Raw genomic sequence first — 19,326 nt, forward strand, 5'->3', positions numbered from 1 at the left:
GATCCAACAGCTTACAGAAGCGACCAGCCGGACCCGGCTATGCCGGATGACAAGAAAAAGATGGGCAGTGTTGTGGAAAATATTCAGCAGCTTGGTACAGCGTTAACTCCTGTGCCGACGGAATCGAATATTTTTTGCATGACCATTATTGGTCAGGTGGAAGGGCATCTCATATTGCCGCCGCAAAATAAGACAACCAAATACGAGCATATTATCCCGCAACTTGTCGCTGCAGAGCAAAACCATAAGATTGAAGGCGTGCTGATCGTATTAAACACGGTAGGCGGCGATGTGGAAGCAGGACTTGCGATTGCGGAGATGATTTCCTCCTTGTCGAAGCCTACGGTGACGCTTGTACTTGGAGGCGGACATTCTATTGGCGTTCCGATTGCTGTTGCTGGCAATAAATCATTTATTGCCGAGACGGCTACGATGACCATTCATCCCATCCGGATGAACGGATTGGTCATTGGCGTACCTCAGACCTTCGAGTATTTGGATAAAATGCAGGAGAGGGTTGTTCGATTCGTCACCTCCCACTCCAAGGTTATGGAGCATACCTTCAAGGATCTGATGTTCAAGACAGGAGAGCTGACACGAGATATCGGAACAACTGTTATCGGTACGGATGCTGTCCGGCATGGTTTGATTGATGCAGTAGGCGGGCTGGGCGAATCGCTGCGGGAATTGAATGCGATGATTGAAATGCGCAGAGCCTCTATGCCGATGCCGATGCCGATGCCGGGAGGCGTGCCGCAATGACGCTTCATACTGTAATGCCGTTAGAACTGGTGCTGCAAGGCATCCATGATGAGCAGGACAAACCCATGCATGAGGTGACGGTGAGAGGCATCAAAATGCAAGTTATTCCCGTTGCGCCTGGCATGGGACGAATTGTACGTTTATTGGATTGCAGCCTTCACGATTATTTGAACCCGGCTTTCATGCCGGGCGCTGTGATCCCCTACAACGAAATAAAAGAATAAGTGTTCCCATTGTTGCGCTCATTCGTAGCCCCTTAACCAATATCTGTGCTATAATGGTAGACCAGAGGTGACGGAATTGGCGAAGAAAAAGAGACGAAAGAAATCCATTGGCGCTCAATTAAAATACGAAGTTTACGGCATATTGCTTATTACGATATCGATCATTGCCCTGTCGGGCGAAGCGGCTGTAGGCCGCGCATTGTCCAAGCTGTTCGGCCTTGCTCTAGGCAAGTTTTATTTTGTGCTGGCTCTTATCGGGGTTTACGTTGGACTTAGCGTTATGGTGAAGCGGGCATGGCCCAAAAGTTGGTCAAGCAGAAGGACAGGCCTCCTTATTCTCGTGCTCGCTTTCACATTAAGCAGCTCCATCTCCGAGGTGAATCTCCGTTTTGCGGGAGTGGAGCGGGAAGCGCTATCGGGTGGAGTGATTATGAGTACACTTGGCACCGATCTCAGAGATCAATTGATTTCGGTGTCGCCTGCGAATGATGTATCCATACGAGACAAGACGATTAGCGGCGGTTATATCGGCGCGATTCAATATTCCTTATTATTTATGTTGTTTGGCTACTACGGTGCTCTAATTATTAATATTGTGATGTTCGCAATCTCCATTATGTTGATTACAGGCAAATCTTATGTCGAATTGCTGGGAGTCATACGCAAACGGGCAGGAAGCATGTACAAGCTGCTCATGGCTAAGCGAAGCGCGATGCGCAAGCGAAAAGCTGCGAAAGTTGCCATCGTTGCCGCACAGGTACAGCCCAATGATCATGATGGGACGATGGAGGACGAGGATGATTATCAGCCCGCTCCGCGACGGAAGCGCAAGTCTCTGTTTTTTGCGTGGAAGCAGGAGGGGCAGCAGGAATCAAAGGCTCAGGACCAGCAGGACGAATGGCAGCTGTCACAGCATGAGCATTCCGAGACGAGTGCAAAGCCGGTCTGGGAGAGTGAATTGGCTGGCGATTGGGAGCCTTCCGGAGAGCGTCCGGTCAATACCGAAGCTACTGTAACTAACGACAATGAGCCTCCTTGGGCGGTTGCTGATCCAGAACCAGGTTCAGCTATACATAATGAATGGAATACAGACGGAGCATCTACTGCGCCAGCTTTGGAAGACGAGCAGGTGTGGCCGCGCCACGACGCAGAGCCGGAAGATCAATCTTTGACTTCTGACGTTTCTTCTAGCGAAGAAGCATATCATCCAACTGATGAGGAGCTACCCGAGAGTGTAGAACAGCGATCCAATCCTCTCCTAGACTCTGAAGCCATTATTGCGGATGGAGATACGGAGGGAGCTGTTCCGAGAAGGCCGGTCGATGGGGAGTCTCCAGCGGAAAAGCCGTATATGCTTCCTCCGTTCACGCTACTGCATAAGCCGAGCGGAATGGCCAAAGGATCGGATGCTACGGATATGTATGACTCCAGACGGAAGCTTGAAGCGACCCTCGAAAGCTTCGGCGTGAAGGCGAAAGTACTGGATGTTGTACGCGGCCCTGCAGTTACCCGTTATGAAGTACAGCCAGCAACCGGCGTGAAGGTCAGTCGGATTGTGGGCTTGACCGATGATATTGCGCTTGCGCTGGCAGCGAAAGATGTGCGCATGGAGGCTCCCATTCCGGGGAAATCGGCTATCGGCATCGAGGTTCCGAACATGGAAGTATCGGTTGTCACGATGAGAGAAGTAATGGAAACACCTGCGTTCCATAACTCTTCCTCCAAGCTGTCTATTGCATTCGGCAGAGATATTTCCGGTCAGACGATCGTCGGCAACCTGGCCAAGATGCCCCATCTGCTTGTAGCCGGGGCGACGGGCTCCGGAAAATCGGTATGTATCAACGGCATAATTACGAGCATTCTGTACAAAGCTCATCCTGACGAAGTGAAGTTTTTGATGATCGACCCTAAGATGGTTGAGCTTAATGTGTACAACGGCATCCCTCATTTGCTGGCGCCTGTCGTGACCGATCCACGCAGAGCATCGCTTGCGCTGAAAAAGATTGTAGTAGAGATGGAGAAACGGTATGAGCTGTTCTCCAAGTCGTCCACGCGCAATATTGAAGGCTACAATACACTAATGGCAAATAATCCGTCTGCAGTGCTTCCTTACATTGTAGTTATTGTAGACGAGCTTGCGGATCTGATGATGGTAGCGGCGGGAGATGTCGAGGATTCCATTGCCAGATTGGCACAGATGGCCCGTGCAGCCGGGATTCATCTGATTATCGCCACCCAGCGGCCGTCGGTTGACGTTATTACCGGCGTGATCAAAGCGAATATTCCGTCGCGTATTGCGTTTGGCGTATCGTCGCAGGTTGACTCGCGAACCATTCTGGATATGGCCGGAGCCGAGAAGCTGCTGGGCAGAGGCGATATGTTGTTCCTGCCTGTAGGCATGTCGAAGCCGATTCGTGTGCAAGGCGCGTTCCTATCTGATCAGGAGGTTGAAGCGCTTGTCGCCTTCGCGCGGGATCAGGGTGAAGCGGTCTACAAAGAAGATCTGGTGCCGGAAATCGAGGAAGAAACAGAAAATCAGGATATGATGCTGGATGAGCTGTTCGATCAAGCCGTCCAAATCGTCGTTGAAGCGAAGCAAGCTTCCGTCTCGCTTCTGCAGCGGAGAATGCGGGTCGGCTATACGCGAGCGGCCAGAATGATTGATCAGATGGAGGCGAGAGGCGTCGTTGGTCCGTATGAAGGCAGCAAGCCCCGCGAGGTGCTAATGACGCTGGAGCAGCTGCAAGCAAGTCGGGTCAGCTCTTAGTCCAAATGCGATAATCGCCTGCATAGAAGCTGGGGAACTTTCTCATACTAGAGTTAGGTAACGCTACCTAAAGCGAACTAACTTGCAAGAGAAAGGCAGATCCCTACATGAGAAATCGTTTGTTAGCGGTGACCTTGATCATCGTTCTGCTCGTATGCGGTACCTTTTCCTTATTCAAAGGGAATAGCCGCGAGTCGACAGAAACGTTCAGCAATGCAACACTTAAGGTTGGATCCACAGGCCAGGATGTGTATGAGCTGCAAGGACGCCTTACGTTTCTCGGCTACTACAACGGGAAGATAGATGGCGTATTCGGCTCCAAGACCAAAGGCGCGGTTACATGGTTTCAATGGAAGTTCGGTTTGAAATCGGATGGCCTTGTCGGTGCAGATACGAAGAAGAAGCTTGTGAACGCGACCAAAGCTTGGAAGCCTGGCCAGACAAGCGGCGGTACGGGGCAAGCGCCGCCATCCGGAGGCAGCAGCGGCGGAGGTGCAGGTTCAGGAAGCAATCTTGCGCCATCCAATAAGCTTGGCCTATCCGAGAATGATATTCAAATTATGGCTAATGCCGTTTATGGCGAAGCGAGAGGTGAGCCTTATGAGGGTCAAGTAGCAGTGGCTGCTGTTATATTGAACCGCGTGAAATCACCAAGCTTCCCAGATACGGTATACGGTGTCATCTTTCAGCCGCGTGCCTTCACAGCAGTGGCTGATGGCCAGATCTACCTGACTCCGAATGCCAAGGCCAAGGAGGCAGTCATGGATGCCATTAACGGCTGGGATCCTTCAGGCGGCTGTCTCTACTACTTCAATCCGGTAACAGCGACATCGGCCTGGATATGGACTCGGACACAGGTAAAGACGATTGGGAAACATATATTTTGTATGTAAGCATGCCGTCAGATAGGCCTGGGATAAGAGAAGCAGCCGCTTCTGCGTGAGCGCAGTGGCGGTTGCTTCTTCCATTTCCATTAGGTTAAAATGGTAAAAACGGCATCTATGAAGGGAGCAAACCGCGTGTCCTTATTCCAAAGGGGGCAGCTGCAGCGAGTTAGACTGCATGTTCTGCCGACGAAACGATTCAAGACGTTTGCGATATCTTTGTTTGCGGGCATTCCGTTAAGTGAGGATACGGTGACGCCGATTGCCCTTATTCCCTTCGTTCTGCGCCGGGGTACGGCTAGAACGCCGGAGACAATCGCGTTTCGCGAGAAGTTGGACGATATGTACGGAGCAGGCTTTGGTTTCGATGTATATAAAAGAGGAGATTCCCAGATCGTACAATTTCGAATGGATGTCATCAATGACCAGTTCGTAAGCTCAGAGCAGTCATTGCTGGCTGCTTCTCTGCAATTTCTTGGCGATGCCCTGACCGATCCGCTCAAGGAAGGCGGCGGATTCCGCGCCAAATACGTGGAAGCGGAGAAAGCGACGCTGAGGAAGAGGCTAGAGGCTATTGTCAACGATAAGATCCGTTATGCCGCAGAGCGCTGTCTGGAGGAGATGTGCGCCAATGAACCGTACCGTCTTCATCCGCTCGGCAAGCTGGAGGAGATTGACGGCATTACGCCAGATGCGCTGTTCCGCCATTACGAAAAATGGCTCGACCGCGCTGCGCTGGATTTGTATGTTGTAGGCGACACCTCGCTGGAGGAAGTGACGCAGCTAGTCGCAGAGGCATTCAAGCTGAAGCCGGGTATGCCTGCGCGCTATTCCATACCAGACGTTAAGCATGACGTTCATGACATCAAGTATGTTGTGGATGAGCTGGATGTAAGCCAAGGCAAGCTCAACATGGGCTTGCGTACGGGGATCGGCTACGACGACAAGCTGTATCCTGCTGCGCTCATGTACAATGGCATCTTGGGCGGATATCCGCATTCGAAGCTGTTCATTAATGTGAGGGAAAAGGAAAGCTTGGCCTATTACGCGGCATCTCGGCTTGACGGGCACAAAGGGATTTGCACCATCCAATCGGGCATCGAATTCAATCATTACGAAAAAGCGGTAGCCATTATCAAGCAGCAATTGGAGAGTATGGCGAGCGGCGAGCTGTCCGAGCTTGAAATCAATCAGACCAAAGCGATGATATCGGGGCATCTGCGCGAGCTGCAGGATTCGGCCTACGAGATGCTCTCTTATGATTTCAACAGTGTCCTGACCGGCAATGAAAGAACGTCGGCACAGCTGCTGGAGCAAGTTCAGGGCGTTACCGCAGACGATATTGTAGAAGTGGCGAAGCGCGTTCAGCTCGACACGGTCTACTTCCTGCGCGATCGAAAGGAGGCTTAAGCGATGGAGACGCTGAATTATCCCAATGTACAGGAGAAGTTGTACCGCGAAGTGCTGGATAATGGCCTTGAAGTAATTGTCCTGCCAAAGGAAGGCTTCCAGAAAACGTACGCTACCTTCTCCACCAAATATGGTTCCGTCGACAATCGCTTCTCTGTCGGCACTCAGGAGGCAGTCCGGGTGCCGGACGGGATCGCGCATTTCCTGGAGCATAAAATGTTCGAGGAGCCGGAGGGCGATATCTTTGCTGTATTTGCTTCGCAAGGCGCTTCGGCGAATGCTTACACGACGTTTGACCGGACGGTCTATCTCTTTTCGGCAACGGAGCAAATCCATGCCAATCTGGAGACGCTGATCAACTTTGTGCAGAAGCCCTATTTCACGGATACCAATGTGGATAAGGAAAAGGGCATCATCGAGCAAGAAATCAATATGTATAAAGACAATGCGGATTGGCGTGTATACTTCGGGCTTATTGACGCTTTGTATCACAACCATCCCGTACACATCGATATCGCCGGCACGGTAGAATCCATTTATCAGATCGACAAAGAAACGTTGTACCGTTGCTATGAGACCTTCTATCATCCGTCCAACATGCTGCTGTTTGTTGTTGGCGGAGTGGATGTGAAGGAAATCTTCGACTTGGTGAAGGCCAACCAAAAAGCGAAGAACTTCGAGCCGCAAGGTCAGATCGAGCGTTACTTTGATGAAGAACCTGTTTCTGTGAAATTTCCACGCAAAGTGGCGCAATTGTCGGTTTCGCTGCCTAAGTGCATGCTGGGATTCAAGGAGAAAGGGGTCGGCTTGACTGGCGAGGCGCTGCTTCGCAATGAAGTGACGACGAAGCTGATGCTTGAAGCCTTGATTGGCCCGAGCACGAAGCTGTACCAGTCACTATATGAACAAAATTTAATTTCCGATTCATTCGGTCATGAATACAATTCCAGCAGCGATTACGCGTTTTCGGTCATTGGCGGAGATACGCCCGATCCGGATGCTTTAATTGAGGCCCTGCGTTCAGGCATTACTTCAGCTGTTAACCAGGGCATCGAACAATCCGCATTCGAGCGTTCGAAACGCAAAAAAATCGGAAGTTATCTTCGCATGCTGAACTCCCCCGAATCCATAGCGGGTGAATTTACCCGATACCGATTCCGCGATGCCGATATGTTCGATGTGCTGGGCTTCTATGAGGCGTGCACGCTTGAAGAAGTGAATCAGCGTCTTCGCGAGCATTTTGATTTCGAGCAGCTGGCTGTCTCCATCGTAGAGAAACCAGCAGCGAAATGATGAAAAATTTGCAGGAGACGACAGTATTGATCACCGGGGGGAGCCGTGGCATAGGCGCTGCGATTGCAAAGCGCTTTGCCGCGGAAGGGGTCAATATTGTTCTCCATTATCTGGAATCACATGAAAGCGCGAATGAGACCGCAAGAATGTGTATGGCGCTTGGAGCCAATGTCATGACGATCTCCGCTGATCTTCGCTCGCGTGAACAATTGTTGAGAATGCGCGAGAAGTTGGAGAGTCATGACATTCGTCCGGATATTCTGGTGAATAACGGCGGAATCTCGCATTATGGCATGCTGGCTGACGTGACGGAGCAGGAATGGGATGATGTGATGTCTGTCAACCTGAAGGGAATGTTTCTTTGTACGCAGCTGTTCATGCCGAGCATGATCGCGCAGCGATACGGCCGCATCATTAATGTATCTTCTGTATGGGGCATGTCAGGCGCGTCTTGCGAGGTGCTTTATTCCACGACAAAGGGCGGGATGAATGCATTCACGAAAGCGCTGGCCAAGGAGCTTGCTCCATCCGGGGTTACCGTGAACGCTGTTGCTCCGGGAGTGGTGGATACGCTGATGATGAACGGGTTTAATCAGGAGGAGAAAGCGGCTTTGCAGCAGGAAATCCCTGCCGGCCGCTTCGGCTCCGCCGAAGAAATCGCATCGCTTGTTTATTTTCTTTCCTTGCCGGAATCATCTTATATTACAGGTCAAATAATTAGTCCGAACGGTGGATGGCATACCTGAGCTTCGTCATATTCAGCCTAGAATTGAATAAGTCGCTGCGGAAATGCGCAGAATAGGACTGTTGATGATTCTTTTCTATCCCACACCAACCTTAGGAGGCGAAGAGGCATGTCAACGGTCCTGACGAATTTCGAGACATGGAAGCATTTTTTGGCCGATCGCGTATCTCAAGCGAAAAAGATGGGGCTGACGGAAGATACGATCGCCAATCTGGCGTTCGAGATCGGATCTTTCCTTGACGAAAAGGTTGATCCCAAAAATGATGAAGAACGCATTTTGAAGCAGCTTTGGGATATTGGCGACGAAACAGAGCGCAAGACAGTCGCAAGGCTGATGGTCAAGCTCGTCGAGAAATCGTAGCACTTATACCGGTCAGCAGGAAAGCCTCCAGAAGCGGAGGCTTTTCTGCAATGTTTTGTTTCATTGCAGGATAATGACGAAAATTGTAGAATAGATGATTAAAGGTATGTTTATGGGGAAGAAACTTGATTTCTGGCCTTATACTCTTTATTATTCAGGTTTAGGACGGTGACATCGTTGGAGACGAAGCAATGGTATATGGAATACAAGATACATAAGAACCGCCCTGGCTTGCTTGGAGATATTGCTTCCTTGCTCGGTATGCTGGAAGTAAATATTATGACGATTAACGGCGTAGAGGACCGCACTCGCGGCATGCTGCTTCAAACCAATGACGATGTGAAGATCGATCTTCTGGGCAAAATGCTGCAGAAGGTTGATAATATTACGGTGAATAAGCTGAGAACGCCTACAATTGTAGATATATTGGCTGTGCGCCATGGCCGTTATATCGAAAGGGACTCCGACGATCGGAAAACCTTTCGTTTCGTAAGAGACGAGCTTGGCTTACTCGTGGACTTTCTTGGGGAAGTATTCAAGCGAGAAGGCAATCAAGTGATTGGTCTTCGCGGCATGCCGCGCGTCGGGAAGACGGAATCGATCATAGCAGGCAGTGTCTGCTCCAATAAACGCTGGGCCTTTGTATCATCTACTTTGCTTCGTCAGACGGTTCGCAGTCAGTTGTCCGAGGAAGAGATGCAGCCCAACAATATCTTTATTATTGACGGAATCGTGAGCACGATACGCTCGAATGAGAGGCATCATTCCCTGTTGCAGGAGATTATGGCGATGCCGTCAACGAAAGTAATTGAGCATCCGGACATATTTGTTAAGGAATCGCATTACGATTACAGCCATTTCGATATTATTATCGAACTGCGCAATACACCGGATGAAGAGATTTCATACGAATCATTCACTGCCAACTATTCGGACGATTTCTAATCCAATCGGAAGGAGGCATTTCCATGTCTGAATTAGGTGCTTTGCTGCGCAAGGCCAGAAATGAAAAAGGCTTGTCGCTCGATGATATTCAAGAGCTGACCAAAATTAGAAAGCGGTATTTGGAAGCGATCGAATCCGGCGACCATAGTGTATTGCCAGGGACTTTTTACGTGCGCGCTTTCGTCAAGAATTATTCGGAGGCTGTTGGTCTTGATCCGGATGAAGTGCTCAGGCTTTATCAGCATGAAGTGCCAGCACCTGCCGTCGAGCCGACAACAGAGCCCATTCCGGTGCGCAAGCCGAGAAAGGTGAAGTCGGGCGCCTCCGAGCGGCTTGGGAAGATTGGCTTTAATGTTGTGATGTGGTGCTTTCTAATTCTAATCGTTGTTGTCATCTGGTACTTTGCTTTTAACAAGGATAATAAATCGCCGGGCAAAGTAGACGACACTAAAATTACGGAAAACTCGAATCCGCCAGAGCCGACAACGAATACAAGCGCGCCGCCTGTATCGCCTACCCCTCCGCCGCCTACGAAAGCTCCGGCGACTGTAACCTTCAACAGCAAAGTAGGGAATGTCGATATGTATGATATCGGTCCTGCGGGCGTCAATCATAAGGTTGAGTTGAAAGTTAAGGGCGGACGTAACTGGGTAGGCGTACAGGAAGGCAGCAAGTCGGGCAAAAAGCTGTATTATACGAATGTGGAAGACGGAGAAGTCTTGACATTTGATTTGACGACACGGCTATATATTAATGTAGGGCGTGCCGACTTTACGGAAATATGGATCGATGGCGTGCTCGTGCCGGACGGCGACCGCTCAAGCTCCAAGCAGCTCCTTATCAATCCGCTGATGGAAGAGGGAGCCCAAGGCGAAGATGGAGCAAGCGGAGGAGAAACCGAAGGCGGCGGTGAAGCGCCGGATTCGATCACTGGCGAATAGGCTGGCCGTATTACATAGCAAAGGGGAGAATAGGATGAGTTCAGAAAGCTCGTTCGATATTGTGTCAAAGGTGGATATGCAGGAGCTTGCCAATGCCATTACGCAAGCGGAGCGGGAGATCGAGACGCGCTTCGACTTCAAGGGCAGCAAGAGCAGCATTGCGCTGGAGAAAGAAGAGCTGGTCGTAGGCTCGGATGATGATTACAAACTGAAAAGCGTCATCGACATTTTGCAATCCAAAATGATCAAGCGCGGCGTGCCGATTAAAAATATGGATTACGGCAAAATCGAAGGGGCATCCGGCGGGACCGTCAAGCAGCGGATCAAGCTGAGACAAGGGATCGAACAGGATATTTCCAAAAAAATCAATATTCTAATTCGCGATTCCAAGCTGAAGGTTAAGAGCCAGATTCAAGGCGACCAGATTCGGGTAACGGGAAAAAGCCGCGACGATTTGCAGGCTGTTATGGCCTTGCTTAGAGGTGCTGATTTGCCTGTGGAGCTTCAGTTTACGAATTACCGCTAATGCGTTTAGAAGGGATTTGACGATAGACAAATGACTGAGAGAGTGAAAGTTGTCACGCTTGGATGCGAGAAAAACTTAGTCGACTCCGAAATCATGTCAGGATTAATCCACGAACGCAGCTTCCGGCTTGTCAAAGAACACAACGGCAGCAAGTTTATCGGGAAAGAAATTGACGTGCTGGTGGAACGTTACGACGGCCGCAGCGATGTTTATATTGGCAGATCGATGTACGATGCGCCGGAAATCGACGGCGAAGAATTCGTCTCGAACTGCCGCGCACCAATAGGAACCATACAAAAAGTACGCGTTACGCACGCGTATGAGTTTGACCTTTCCGGGGAGGGTATCGCGTGAATTTAGCGAATAAGATAACGCTGGCAAGAATTTTCCTTGTCCCAGTCATCATGTTTTTCCTGCTTATGAAGTTGGACTTGGGCACGCTCAGCTTCTCCGATTTTGAGATTACATATAATCAGATCGTAGCTGCACTTATCTTTATCATTGCAGCGAGCACGGATGGTCTGGACGGTTATATTGCGCGCAAGAACAAAATCGTGACGAATCTTGGCAAGCTGCTTGACCCGCTGGCCGATAAGCTGCTGGTAGCAGCTGTGCTAATCTCGCTTGTAGAGATGGACAAGCTGAACGCGCTGATCGCCATCGTTATTATTAGCCGAGAGTTTGCTGTGACCGGCTTGCGTCAAATCGCATTGCTGGAAGGCTCCGTCATGGCCGCAAGTGCCTGGGGCAAATGGAAGACAGCCATTCAGATCACAATGATTATTGCGCTCTTGATCAACAATTTCCCGTTTGCGCTGATCGATTTTCCGTTCGATTTGATTGCAAGCTGGGCGGCTGCCATTATAACGGTCTATTCCGGCATTGATTATTTTGTGAAGAACAAGCACCTTATACCGGTTGAATAACCTGGCCTGGCTCGCTGTTTTCCGGCGAACAGGTTTAAGTCGAAAGAGAGCACTTTCCCACACCCGGGAGAGTGCTCTTCCTATCATGATTCATATCAGCCGCACGGGCTGGAGAAGGGGGCAACGATGAAGGCGGAAATTATTGCGGTGGGGACGGAGCTTCTCCTTGGACAAATTGTAAATACGAATGCGCAGGCGATATCCCAGAAGCTCGCCGAGCTTGGCATCGATGTTTATTTCCAGACGGTGGTCGGGGATAATGCCGGCCGGTTAAGGCAGGCGATTGAAATCGGACGTGGACGCGCCGATCTGCTGTTGTTCACAGGAGGCCTGGGACCGACCCAGGACGATCTGACGAAAGATGTGCTGGCACAATACTTGAATCGCAATCTGATCATCCATGAGCCATCTATGGCTGTTATAGAAGAGATGTTCTCATCCAGAGGGATGGCGATGGTCGAGAGCAACCGCAGGCAAGCGCATATGATCGAAGGAAGCGAGCCGCTTCATAATTCGACCGGACTTGCGGTTGGGAACGCCCTGGAAGCGGACGGTACCCTGTATGTGCTGCTTCCCGGTCCGCCAAGAGAGATGAAGCCGATGCTGGAAGGACCGGCTCAGGACTGGATCCGTTCCATGCTGGGCGAGGAGGTGCCGTTGTTCTCGCGTCTGTTGAAGTTCGCCGGAATCGGCGAGTCCAATCTGGAGGCGAAGCTGCTGGACCTGATTGAAGGTCAGGAAGACCCCACCATCGCTCCATATGCGAAGGAAGGCGAGGTGTCGGTGCGCGTCTCGACGAAGGCACGGACTTCCGCAGAGGCGGATAAGAAGATTGATGCCACCGTCGATGCGATTAAGGAACGCATCGGGGAGCATCTCTATGCCCAAACGGACATTCCAATCGAAGAGGCGATTATAAAGCTTCTCAGAAGCTCCAGACGCCGTCTGGCAAGCGCTGAGAGCTGCAGCGGCGGATTGTTCGCCGAGCTCGTCACGAACGTGCCTGGCAGCAGCGGAGAGTTCGTAGGAGGCGTTGTCACCTATACGAACGTCATGAAGAACAAGCTGCTCGGAATCCCGATGACCCAGCTTGAAGGCCCGGAGGCGCCTGGTGCAATCAGCGAGTCTACGGCAGCAATGATGGCCGAGAACGTACGGCTGATGTCCGATGCCGACTTCGGCGTATCGCTGACCGGCGTAGCGGGACCGGCGGAATCGGAAGGCAAGCCTGTCGGACTCGTCTATTTCGCGGTAGCAGAGCGGGGCAAGGATCCGGTGGTCTATACGGCGAAGCTGAGCGGCGGTCGCTCTATGATCCGGCTGCGCGCTGTGAAGGCGGCGCTATACCGGCTCTGGCTTGCCCTGCAAGCATAAAAAGTGAAATTTTTGTTGTCAAATGTCGAGGCAGACGATATAATTAGTCCTAATTACCGGAAGAACCGTGGCGAAGATTACTTTGCTGCGGTTTTTTTATGTCTTCTTCGCCGCTGGATGGGAGTGGAGGGGAGGGCGTGAGAACAAAAATTACGAATGTGTGTTCGAAAAAACTATTGGCAACCAGTCCGAAATAAGGTATCATACTAGTATAAATAGTGAAGGATGTGAGTGGGTTGGCGGATCGTCGCGCAGCATTAGATAACGCACTACGTCAAATTGAGAAGCAATTTGGCAAAGGCTCCATTATGAAATTGGGTGAATCGACACACATGCAGGTTGAGACCGTGCCTAGCGGCTCGCTTGCTCTAGATATCGCGCTCGGCATCGGCGGATTGCCGAGAGGCAGGGTAATTGAAGTATACGGACCGGAATCGTCAGGTAAGACGACCGTTGCCCTTCATGCCATTGCAGAAGTACAACGCATCGGCGGACAAGCCGCTTTCATTGACGCGGAGCACGCGCTGGATCCCCTTTATGCCAGCAAGCTGGGCGTCAACATTGACGAATTGCTGCTTTCGCAGCCGGATACGGGCGAGCAAGCCCTTGAGATCGCGGAAGCGCTTGTGCGAAGCGGCGCAGTCGATATTATCGTAATTGACTCCGTTGCGGCGCTCGTGCCGAAGGCGGAGATCGAAGGCGACATGGGTGACTCTCACGTCGGCCTGCAGGCCCGTCTGATGTCGCAAGCGCTTCGGAAGCTGTCCGGCGCTATCTCGAAGTCGAAGACGATCGCTATCTTTATCAACCAGTTGCGTGAGAAGGTCGGCGTCATGTTCGGCAATCCGGAGACGACACCGGGCGGACGCGCACTTAAGTTCTATTCCAGCGTGCGTCTGGACGTACGCCGCATCGAGACGCTGAAGCAAGGCAATGATATGGTCGGCAACCGTACCCGTATCAAGGTCGTGAAGAACAAGGTTGCGCCTCCGTTCAAGCAAGCCGAGATCGACATCATGTACGGTGAAGGCATCTCCAGGGAAGGCAGCTTGATTGATATCGGCGTAGAGCAGGATATTGTTCAGAAGAGCGGCGCCTGGTTCTCGTATAGCGGTGAACGTCTGGGCCAAGGACGTGAGAATGCCAAGCAATTTTTGAAAGATAACAAAGAGCTTGCGGCTGCAATCGAGAAGCAAATCCGGGAAGCCAGCAACCTGTCCGCAACCGCTACGCCAGCTAATTTCTCCGCTGATGAAGATGAGGACGATCTGGATTTCGACGAAGAATAATTGTATCGCGTTCGCCGCTCTCCATGGGGAGCGGCGACGTTTTTGTATAGGGAGGTAAGTAACCATGGGCATGGACCGGATAGACCATGAAGACGGGTGGATCATCGGGACAGTCAAGCGGGACCGCGCGGAGAAGAAGCGATACGTGATCTTCCCTGATCCCGAGACAGAGGAGCCGTTGCTTTCTGTACATGAAGATATTATGATTCGCTTCAGACTGCTCAAAGGGCAGTTTCTTCCGAAAGCTGAGCTGGAGGATATTCGGAATGAAGACGAGCGGTATAAGGCTTATGCGCTCGCCATTTATTATTTGGGCACCAAGCCGCGGACGAGAAAAGCGATTGCTCAATATTTGGGACGCAAGGAGCTTCAAGAGGGCAATATTGAATATGCGCTGAACCGTTTAGAATCCGAACAACTTGTGGATGATGAACAATATGCGCGTCAATTCGTAACAAGCCGGATGCGCAGCGGACTAAAGGGCAGGCTGATGATCAGGCAGGAACTGCAACAGCGTGGTGTCCCGAAACAAGTCGCAGCGGAAGCGGTGACAGAGCTGGATCACGAGAGCGAGCTGGATGCGGCCAAAACATTGGCGGAGAAGAAAAGCAGGTCAGTAAAAGGCGACCCGAAGCAGCGTAAGGCCAAGCTGATGGCATTTCTGCTGCGCAGGGGATTTCCTGGAGATATCGTGCGCGAAGCCATTCGCGGCATAGAGTGGAAGGACAAGGATAGTGGGGAGCAGGAAGATGATGGCGTTTTGCTTGACAACTGATTTTATGTAAAGATAAAATGAGGTTGTATTCCTTCACAATTTTGAATCGATTTTTCTTCCAAAAGTTGATTCGAAACGATTTATTTCGTCAAAATGGAACATGATGAAACGGTATGAAACCGGTTGAAAACCTAATAACATCCCAAGCAATGCCTTGGTGTATGCAGCAAGGAGGTGAACAAGATGGGAGATGTAAGCATCTGGATCTTGATTCCGATCTTTATCCTTGTTGGCGCAATTTTCTTTGGGATTGGTTATTTTACTCGAAAGTCGATTGCCGAGGCGAAAATTTCAAGCGCTGAGCAAGCTGCGGTCCAAATCGTAGAAACTGCGAAGAAAGACGCAGAGGCACAGAAGAAAGAAACGGTACTCGAGGCGAAAGACGAAGTCCACAAACTACGTGCAGAAGCTGAGAAAGACATCCGCGAGCGGCGCAATGAGGCGCAACGTCAGGAACGACGCCTGCTCCAGAAAGAAGAGTCGCTGGATAAAAAATTAGAAGCGCTAGAACGCAAAGAAGAAACTGTAGCCAACAAGGAGAAAAGAATCGAAGAAACACAAGAGCAGATTGACTCCATTTATAAGCAGCAGCTTAGCGAACTTGAACGTATTTCCAGCTTAACAATGGAGGACGCTAAGTCAATTATTTTGACCAATGTCGAGCAGGAAGTACGTCACGAGACCGCACAAATGATCAAGGAAATTGAACAGCAAGCGAAGGAAGAAGCAGACAAAAAAGCACGTGACATTATATCGCTGGCGATTCAGCGTTGTGCGGCCGATCATGTGGCGGAGACGACGGTATCCGTTGTTACCTTGCCTAATGAAGAGATGAAGGGCCGTATCATTGGTCGTGAAGGCCGTAATATCCGCGCTTTGGAAACATTGACCGGTATCGATCTCATTATCGACGATACACCGGAAGCGGTCATTTTGTCAGGCTTTGACCCGATTCGCCGCGAAATTGCTCGAACTTCCCTTGAGAAACTGGTGGCGGACGGTCGTATTCACCCTGCGAGGATTGAAGAGATGGTTGAGAAATCCCGCAAGGAAATTGACGAACGTGTCCGTGAATATGGTGAACAGGCGACATTCGAGGTTGGCGTTCATGGATTGCATCCGGATCTGATCAAAATACTAGGACGGCTTAAATATCGGACTAGCTATGGTCAGAACGTACTCAAGCATTCCATGGAGGTTGCATATCTGACAGGATTGATGGCAGCGGAGCTTGGCGAGGATATTACGCTGGCGAAGCGCGCAGGATTGCTGCATGATATCGGCAAAGCGCTTGACCATGAAGTGGAAGGCTCCCATGTCGAGATTGGCGTTGAACTGGCCAAGAAATACAAGGAGCATCCAGTCGTGATCAACAGTATCGCTTCTCACCATGGCGATACGGAAGCTACTTCCGTCATCGCGATGCTGGTCGGAGCGGCGGACGCCTTGTCCGCAGCACGTCCGGGAGCGCGCCGTGAGACGCTGGAGACGTATATCAAGCGTCTGGAGAAGCTGGAAGCTATTACAGAATCGTTCGACGGTGTCGAGAAGTCTTACGCGATTCAAGCGGGCCGCGAGGTGCGCGTAATGGTACAGCCTGAGAAGATCGACGATACGGAAGCGTTCCGTCTTGCTCGCGACATTACGAAGAAGATCGAGAGTGAACTCGATTATCCGGGACATATTAAAGTTACGGTTATTCGTGAGACAAGAGCAGTGGAATACGCGAAGTAACATGCATATGCATTCGGAGAAGTGGCTGCTTGTCAGCCACTTTTCTGCATTGCAGGCTTATAAAGGATGGATAGCAGGATGAATGTATTATTTATTGGTGACATAGTAGGGAATGTGGGTCGAAGCGCGCTGAAGCAAGTATTGCCGGCACTGCGCGACAAATACAATCCGCACATCATTATTGTAAACGGCGAAAATGCCGCCGCTGGCCGGGGCATCACCAAAAACATCGCACGCGAGTTTTTTGAGTGGGGCGTTCACGGGATTACGATGGGCAATCATACTTGGGACAACAAGGATATCTTCGAATGGATCGATGATGAGCCGAGAATCGTACGTCCTGCCAACTTTTCGCCGCAGGCGCCAGGACAGGGGATGGCGATCATTAAGGCGAACGGCAAGCAATTGGCCATTATCAATCTGCAAGGCCGTGCGTTTCTGCCGCCGATCGATTGTCCGTTTCAGACGGCTGACGCTCTGATCGAGGAAGCTCAGAACACGACAAAAGCAATTCTCGTCGATTTCCATGCGGAGGCGACATCCGAGAAGATTGCCATGGGCTGGTACCTGGATGGAAGAGCATCGATCGTGCTTGGTACACACACGCATGTTCAGACGAACGATGATACGATATTGCCGGAAGGAACGGCTTATATTACCGATGTTGGCATGGTCGGCTCCAAGGAAGGCGTGCTTGGCATGGAGAAGGGCGCGGTGCTTCATCGTTTCCTGACCCAGCTTCCATCCCGATTCGTCGTGGACGAAGGCAAGTGGCATCTGCACGGGTTGTCGGTACAGATCGATGATGCGACCGGCAAAGCGACCAAGATGAACAAGATCCGGCTGACGGAAGATGAATGGCTGCTAATGTAGCGAGGAGGCTGCTCGGGGTGAGCAGTCTTTTTTTTGCGCGCAAAAATCAGACAATTCAGAACTGTTAGTAAAGTTCGCGCGATAAAAGCAGGAATTTTTCGCCTTCTCTCGAATAGTATTTTAGAAGTGGAATCCATCCAACATTCCAGGGGAGGTACTTTTTATGGACGTATTAAAAGTATCAGCGAAGTCCAATCCGAATTCCGTCGCAGGTGCGCTGGCTGGCGTATTGCGCGAACGCGGCGGTGCCGAGCTTCAGGCCATTGGCGCTGGTGCATTGAATCAAGCGATTAAGGCGGTAGCCATTGCGCGCGGGTTTGTCGCCCCTAGCGGTGTGGATCTCATTTGCATCCCTGCGTTTACGGATATTGTCATTGACGGAGAAGACCGGACTGCGATTAAACTTATAGTGGAGCCGCGCTAACGGTTCCGCATGTATACGCCTCGACATCAGCCTGTTTACCCCGTAGACAGGTTTTTTGCTTTGAGATAAGCCGAGAGGATGAATGGTTATGGCTATTGTGGATTTTCATTGTGACGTATTGTCCAAGCTGCTGAGGGACCGGGAATTAACCTTTCAAGGAAATAAGCCGAGTGTTCTGGATGTGACACTGGACCGGCTCAAGGCAGGTCATGTCATCTTACAGACATTTGCTGTGTTTATATCGCCAAGCCGTCCCGATTATCATGACATGGACCCGATCCTGGAAAGTATAGATCTATTTTATGAGAAAATATTGAGCTTTCCGGAGCTGCGGATCATACGGACCGTGTCTGACCTCGATGCATGTATCCAGGACGGCAAGATTGGCGCTCTATTGTCCCTTGAGGGCGTGGGGGGACTGAGAGGCAGGCTATCGATGCTGCGGCTCCTGAAGCGGCTTGGCGTGCGGGCAGCGGGGCTTACATGGAATGATGCCAACTGGGCGGCGGACGGCGTTATGGAAGCCAGGTCCGGGGGATTGACGGACCAGGGAGCCGCATTTGTACAGGAGTGCAATAGATTGGACATCATCGTCGATGTATCGCATCTGTCGGAACGGGCTTTTTGGGATGTCGCCTCACTGTCGTCAAGGCCCATTGTCGCATCGCATTCCAATGCGCGCGAGCTGTGCGATCATCCCCGCAACCTGACGGACTTGCAGATCAGGGCGATTATGGATAGCGGCGGATTGATCGGCATCACGTATGTGCCGCAATTTGTCCGTGCTGCAGGCGACGTGACGATCGATGATGTGCTGCGCCATGTAGAGCATATATGCGCCCTTGGCGGGGAGAAGCATCTCGCGCTTGGATCGGACTTTGACGGGATTGATCGCCATGTGCAAGGCTTGTCGCATCCTGGACAAGTTGTGGCGCTGCAAGAGGCGCTGATGAAGAGATATAGCCCAGAGCAAGCCCAAGGCATCTTGTCCGGGAATGCTCTCTCATTCCTGAGGGGACAACTCCCCGTGAACTAAACAGAATTTGATCTCGCGGCGATATGGGAATGATCGA

At 51.1% G+C, this 19,326-nt stretch carries 19 protein-coding genes and 1 pseudogene; all 20 read left to right on the forward strand.

Annotated elements, in window-relative coordinates:
- The first annotated feature begins 39 nt into the window (after nt 1–39).
- The 20 genes and pseudogenes from ACFVSO_RS14930 to ACFVSO_RS15025 all read left to right on the forward strand — a co-directional run bounded on the left by ACFVSO_RS14930 (nt 40) and on the right by ACFVSO_RS15025 (nt 19,289).
- Nucleotides 40–762, forward strand: a complete 723-nt coding sequence (locus ACFVSO_RS14930; protein WP_387475348.1) for a ClpP family protease — start codon at nt 40–42, stop codon at nt 760–762.
- The gene (locus tag ACFVSO_RS14935) at nt 759–986 is read left to right on the forward strand and encodes a YlzJ-like family protein (RefSeq protein WP_387474827.1); all 228 of its coding nucleotides are present in this window, start codon (nt 759–761) and stop codon (nt 984–986) included. The genes ACFVSO_RS14930 and ACFVSO_RS14935 overlap by 4 nt, the downstream gene beginning before the upstream one ends.
- Nucleotides 987–1,062: 76 nt before the next feature.
- Nucleotides 1,063–3,753: a DNA translocase FtsK gene (locus ACFVSO_RS14940; RefSeq protein WP_387474829.1), complete on the forward strand. Its 2,691-nt coding sequence runs from the start codon at nt 1,063–1,065 to the stop codon at nt 3,751–3,753.
- Nucleotides 3,754–3,860: 107 nt separating this feature from the next.
- Nucleotides 3,861–4,646, forward strand: a complete 786-nt coding sequence (gene sleB / locus ACFVSO_RS14945; RefSeq protein ID WP_387474831.1) for a spore cortex-lytic enzyme — start codon at nt 3,861–3,863, stop codon at nt 4,644–4,646.
- Nucleotides 4,647–4,754: 108 nt separating this feature from the next.
- Nucleotides 4,755–6,047 (forward strand): EF-P 5-aminopentanol modification-associated protein YfmF, encoded by a 1,293-nt coding sequence (yfmF, locus tag ACFVSO_RS14950; protein WP_387474833.1) that lies wholly within the window; start codon nt 4,755–4,757, stop codon nt 6,045–6,047.
- A gap of 3 nt (nt 6,048–6,050) precedes the next feature.
- The gene (gene yfmH, locus ACFVSO_RS14955) at nt 6,051–7,340 is read left to right on the forward strand and encodes an EF-P 5-aminopentanol modification-associated protein YfmH (protein ID WP_387474835.1); all 1,290 of its coding nucleotides are present in this window, start codon (nt 6,051–6,053) and stop codon (nt 7,338–7,340) included.
- Nucleotides 7,340–8,086, forward strand: coding sequence for an elongation factor P 5-aminopentanone reductase (ymfI, locus tag ACFVSO_RS14960; protein WP_387475350.1), 747 nt, complete (start codon nt 7,340–7,342; stop codon nt 8,084–8,086). The genes yfmH and ymfI overlap by 1 nt, the downstream gene beginning before the upstream one ends.
- Nucleotides 8,087–8,194: 108 nt before the next feature.
- Nucleotides 8,195–8,446, forward strand: a complete 252-nt coding sequence (locus ACFVSO_RS14965) for a DUF3243 domain-containing protein (protein WP_119801377.1) — start codon at nt 8,195–8,197, stop codon at nt 8,444–8,446.
- A gap of 177 nt (nt 8,447–8,623) precedes the next feature.
- Nucleotides 8,624–9,391 (forward strand): DUF3388 domain-containing protein, encoded by a 768-nt coding sequence (locus ACFVSO_RS14970; protein WP_119801378.1) that lies wholly within the window; start codon nt 8,624–8,626, stop codon nt 9,389–9,391.
- A 23-nt stretch (nt 9,392–9,414) separates the two neighbouring features.
- Nucleotides 9,415–10,332: a helix-turn-helix domain-containing protein gene (locus tag ACFVSO_RS14975; RefSeq protein ID WP_387474838.1), complete on the forward strand. Its 918-nt coding sequence runs from the start codon at nt 9,415–9,417 to the stop codon at nt 10,330–10,332.
- Between the two features lie 34 nt (nt 10,333–10,366).
- Complete coding sequence (locus tag ACFVSO_RS14980) at nt 10,367–10,858, forward strand: YajQ family cyclic di-GMP-binding protein (RefSeq protein WP_387474840.1); 492 nt, start codon at nt 10,367–10,369, stop codon at nt 10,856–10,858.
- 150 nt (nt 10,859–11,008) lie between these two features.
- Nucleotides 11,009–11,212, forward strand: a pseudogene (locus ACFVSO_RS14985) (30S ribosomal protein S12 methylthiotransferase RimO); the annotation flags it as partial.
- Nucleotides 11,209–11,784, forward strand: a complete 576-nt coding sequence (gene pgsA, locus ACFVSO_RS14990) for a CDP-diacylglycerol--glycerol-3-phosphate 3-phosphatidyltransferase (protein WP_387474842.1) — start codon at nt 11,209–11,211, stop codon at nt 11,782–11,784. The pseudogene ACFVSO_RS14985 and the gene pgsA, both read left to right, overlap by 4 nt.
- Nucleotides 11,785–11,910: 126 nt before the next feature.
- A complete protein-coding gene (locus ACFVSO_RS14995; RefSeq protein WP_387474844.1) occupies nt 11,911–13,158 on the forward strand; it encodes a competence/damage-inducible protein A in 1,248 nt (415 codons plus the stop codon).
- 236 nt (nt 13,159–13,394) lie between these two features.
- The gene (recA, locus tag ACFVSO_RS15000) at nt 13,395–14,447 is read left to right on the forward strand and encodes a recombinase RecA (protein ID WP_387474846.1); all 1,053 of its coding nucleotides are present in this window, start codon (nt 13,395–13,397) and stop codon (nt 14,445–14,447) included.
- A gap of 64 nt (nt 14,448–14,511) precedes the next feature.
- Nucleotides 14,512–15,222, forward strand: a complete 711-nt coding sequence (locus ACFVSO_RS15005; RefSeq protein ID WP_387474848.1) for a RecX family transcriptional regulator — start codon at nt 14,512–14,514, stop codon at nt 15,220–15,222.
- A 183-nt stretch (nt 15,223–15,405) separates the two neighbouring features.
- Nucleotides 15,406–16,956: a ribonuclease Y gene (gene rny / locus ACFVSO_RS15010; RefSeq protein WP_387474850.1), complete on the forward strand. Its 1,551-nt coding sequence runs from the start codon at nt 15,406–15,408 to the stop codon at nt 16,954–16,956.
- 78 nt (nt 16,957–17,034) lie between these two features.
- A complete protein-coding gene (locus tag ACFVSO_RS15015; protein ID WP_387474852.1) occupies nt 17,035–17,829 on the forward strand; it encodes a TIGR00282 family metallophosphoesterase in 795 nt (264 codons plus the stop codon).
- Nucleotides 17,830–17,992: 163 nt separating this feature from the next.
- The gene (locus ACFVSO_RS15020) at nt 17,993–18,253 is read left to right on the forward strand and encodes a stage V sporulation protein S (protein ID WP_006036664.1); all 261 of its coding nucleotides are present in this window, start codon (nt 17,993–17,995) and stop codon (nt 18,251–18,253) included.
- 88 nt (nt 18,254–18,341) lie between these two features.
- On the forward strand, nt 18,342–19,289 hold the full coding sequence (locus ACFVSO_RS15025; RefSeq protein WP_387474855.1) for a dipeptidase: 948 nt from the start codon (nt 18,342–18,344) through the stop codon (nt 19,287–19,289).
- The last annotated feature ends 37 nt before the right edge of the window (nt 19,290–19,326 follow it).

The sequence above is a fragment of the Paenibacillus sp. NPDC057967 genome (genome assembly GCF_042887015.1).
Lineage (GTDB): Bacteria > Bacillota > Bacilli > Paenibacillales > Paenibacillaceae > Pristimantibacillus.